Genomic DNA, 2,919 nt, shown 5'->3' on the forward strand with positions numbered 1-2,919 from the left:
AAATTTTCCTAAATTCTCATATAGCAGGATTTTTAAGAGGGATTTTGCGTATCATGGTATAATTTTTAATCATGGAAAAACTCGATAAAAAGACCATATTGGCATATCTTAAAAGTATCAAGCCTGATTTGAAGAAAAAAGGGATCGTAACCATCGCTCTGTTTGGGAGTTACGCCAAAGGCGATACTTCCGTATACAGTGACATCGATATCGCCATCAAAAAAGAGAGAGAGTTTCTGAAGCGTTTCAGCCCCTATGATTATTTTTCCACATTGAACGCACTGCGAAACGATCTTGTCAGACATTTTCACCGTCCTGTAGACATTTTCGATCTCGACAGTGCGTCACCCATAAAAAACATCATAGAAAAAGAGATGATCGATGCCTGATGAAAAAGTTTTTCAGCGTCTCGAAACCATTCTCAAAAAAATTTCATTTATAGAAAATATCGTTCGGGAGTATGGATCTGTCCATCATGCACTTGCAGACGAACAGATGGGCCGCGCATCCATTCTTATGCATCTGACATCCATCTCCGAGCAGTTTGACAAACTTCTTCACAGTGGTGAGTTTGACGCACTTTCGTTTTTCGAAAAAGAGGATATCAAAGGAAGCAACGATCTTCGGAATTTCATCGCACACGATTATGAAGGTGTCGATCTCTATATCGTAGAAGCGGTCTTGAATGAACGTCTACCCATTATCAAAAAGTCGGCAGAAAAAGCGTTACACACATTGAAAAAATAGAAGAGCGGCATCGAGCCGCTCTTTGAAAGAAGAGATCAGCGAGTGGCGACGAAGTGCATCATATCGACGAGGCGGCAGCTGTAGCCCCACTCGTTGTCGTACCACGCGACCACTTTGGCCGTATTGGAGCCGACGACACGGGTCAGGTCGGGGACGAAGATGGCGCTGTATTCACAGCCGATGAAGTCGCCGGAGACGCGTTTGTCGTGATCGACGAGGATCATCTTGCCAAGTTCCGCGGCAGCCTTGTCGAAAGCTTCGTTGATGGCGTCGACGGTCACCTCTTTTTTGAGGTTGACGGTCAGGTCGACGACGGAGACGTCGGCGGTCGGGACACGGATCGCGAAACCGTTGAGCTGGCCTTTGAGATGCGGCATCACCAGACCGATCGCTTTGGCGGCACCTGTAGAGGTCGGAATCATGTTGATCGCGGCGGCACGGGCCCGGCGGAAATCCTTCTTGTGCTTGACATCGAGGAGATTCTGGTCGTTGGTGTAGGAGTGGACCGTCGTCATCAGCCCGTTTTCGATGCCGAACGTATCGTCGAGCACTTTACAGACCGGAGCCAGACAGTTGGTCGTACAGGAGGCGTTTGAGATGACGGCCTGGCCTTCGTATTTGTCGGTGTTGATTCCCATGACGAAGGTGGGGGTGTCGTCCTTGGCGGGGGCGCTCATGACCACTTTCTTGACGCTGCCTTTGAGGTGTTTGCTCGCCGTTTCCGTCGTCAGGAAGACACCGGTACACTCGGCGACGACCTCCGCACCGACCGTACCGAAATCGAGTTTGTCGATGTCGCGCTCGCTGAACATACGGACAGGCTTGCCGGCGATCTCGATGGTTTCGTCGTCGATCACTTTCGCGTCGATGCCTTCGTGAACGCTGTCGTATTTCAGAAGATATTCGAGCATATCGGGTTTAGCCGTCGTATTGATACCGACCAGCTCCATATCGTCGTGTTTCATGACCAGCTTGATGACACACAGACCGATACGTCCCGTTCCGTTGACTGCTACTTTTACTGCCATATTTTCTCCTTCGGTTTTTGTTTGTTTCGATTATATCCCAACGAAGCTGTTATCGGTTTAAAACCGCCTCCGTCTGCAGCGCGATCTCCAGCTCTTCATCGGTGGGAAGCACGAGTATGCGCACCTTCGATCCCTCGGCCGAGATATCCTCCCTGCCCGCTTCGTTGCGAGCCGCGTCGAGTTCGATCCCCATGGCTTCCAGCCCTTCGCAGGAGAGTTTTCGCACAAGAGTGCTGTGCTCGCCCACACCCGCCGTGAAGACGATGGCATCCACACGCCCCAGAATGGCGAAGTAGGCACCGATGTAGTGGCGGATGCGGTGAGTGTAGACTTTCAAAGCGGTTTGGGCCGCTTCATCTCCCGATACAGCCGCTTCCTGGACGCTTCGCATGTCGTTTTCTCCACACAGCCCCTTCAGACCGCTTTGTTTGTTCAAAATCCTGTCGGCGTCCACTCCCCTCTTCTGCATGAGTATCGCAATCTCCGGGTCGAGATCGCCGCATCGCGTCCCCATGACGAGCCCCGCCAGCGGCGTGAACCCCATGGAGGTATCGACACTCTTTCCGTTTTCGATGGCGCAGGCGCTGGCACCGTTGCCAAGATGCAGGGTGATCAGGTTGAGACTTTCGAGGGGTCTGCCCAGCTTCTCGGCCGCCATCTTCGCCACATAGCTGTGGGATGTGCCGTGAAACCCGTAGCGCCGCACCCCATCTTTTTCGTAGAATTCCATGGGGATGGCGTAGAGGTAGGCCTCTTTGGGCATCGTCTGATGGAAAGCGGTGTCGAAAACCGCCACCTGGGGCAGTTGCGGCACCTTCCTGGCCATCATCTCGATCCCCGCGAGGTTGGCGGGATTGTGGAGGGGAGCCAGAGGTATCAGCTCGCGTATCGCCTCGATGACTTCCGAATCGATCCGCGTCGGCTCGATGAAGCGTTCGCCTCCATGCACGACCCGGTGCCCTGCGGCGTCCAGATCTTCGAAAGATGTGAGAGCACCCCTTTTCACCAGATCCCTTTCCGCCGACTCCAGCGCTTCCCGGTGATCCTTCACGCCACCCTCTTCACCGATCCGCTCCACCAGACCTTCCGCGACCTTCCGTCGCCGGTCGAAAAGCTTGTACTTCAGCGAGGAACTTCCGGAGTT

4 protein-coding genes are annotated in these 2,919 nt (G+C 53.1%); 2 read left to right on the forward strand and 2 right to left on the reverse strand.

Annotation, left to right across the window (positions count from 1 at the left end; all coding sequences use genetic code 11):
• Window positions 1–98: 98 nt before the first annotated feature.
• Both Q1K23_RS03780 and Q1K23_RS03785 read left to right on the forward strand, forming a co-directional pair.
• Window positions 99–389 (forward strand): nucleotidyltransferase domain-containing protein, encoded by a 291-nt coding sequence (locus Q1K23_RS03780; protein ID WP_300362602.1) that lies wholly within the window; start codon window positions 99–101, stop codon window positions 387–389.
• Window positions 382–747 (forward strand): HepT-like ribonuclease domain-containing protein, encoded by a 366-nt coding sequence (locus Q1K23_RS03785; protein ID WP_300362603.1) that lies wholly within the window; start codon window positions 382–384, stop codon window positions 745–747. The genes Q1K23_RS03780 and Q1K23_RS03785 overlap by 8 nt, the downstream gene beginning before the upstream one ends.
• A 35-nt stretch (window positions 748–782) precedes the next feature.
• On the opposite strand, the gene gap is transcribed toward Q1K23_RS03785, so the two are convergent.
• Complete coding sequence (gene gap, locus Q1K23_RS03790) at window positions 783–1,775, reverse strand: type I glyceraldehyde-3-phosphate dehydrogenase (RefSeq protein WP_300362605.1); 993 nt, start codon at window positions 1,773–1,775, stop codon at window positions 783–785.
• 49 nt (window positions 1,776–1,824) lie between these two features.
• On the reverse strand, window positions 1,825–2,919 hold a 1,095-nt coding region (locus Q1K23_RS03795; RefSeq protein ID WP_300362607.1), incomplete at its 5' end, for an acetate kinase.

The organism is Hydrogenimonas sp., from assembly GCF_029933015.1.
Taxonomy (GTDB): domain Bacteria; phylum Campylobacterota; class Campylobacteria; order Campylobacterales; family Hydrogenimonadaceae; genus Hydrogenimonas.

Bases quoted from the DNA above. Each gene is read 5' to 3' on its own strand.
- Q1K23_RS03785 (WP_300362603.1), top strand. From the start codon at position 382: ATGCCTGATGAAAAAGTTTTTCAGCGTCTCGAAACCATTCTCAAAAAA.
- gap (WP_300362605.1), bottom strand. From the start codon at position 1,775: ATGGCAGTAAAAGTAGCAGTCAACGGAACGGGACGTATCGGTCTGTGT.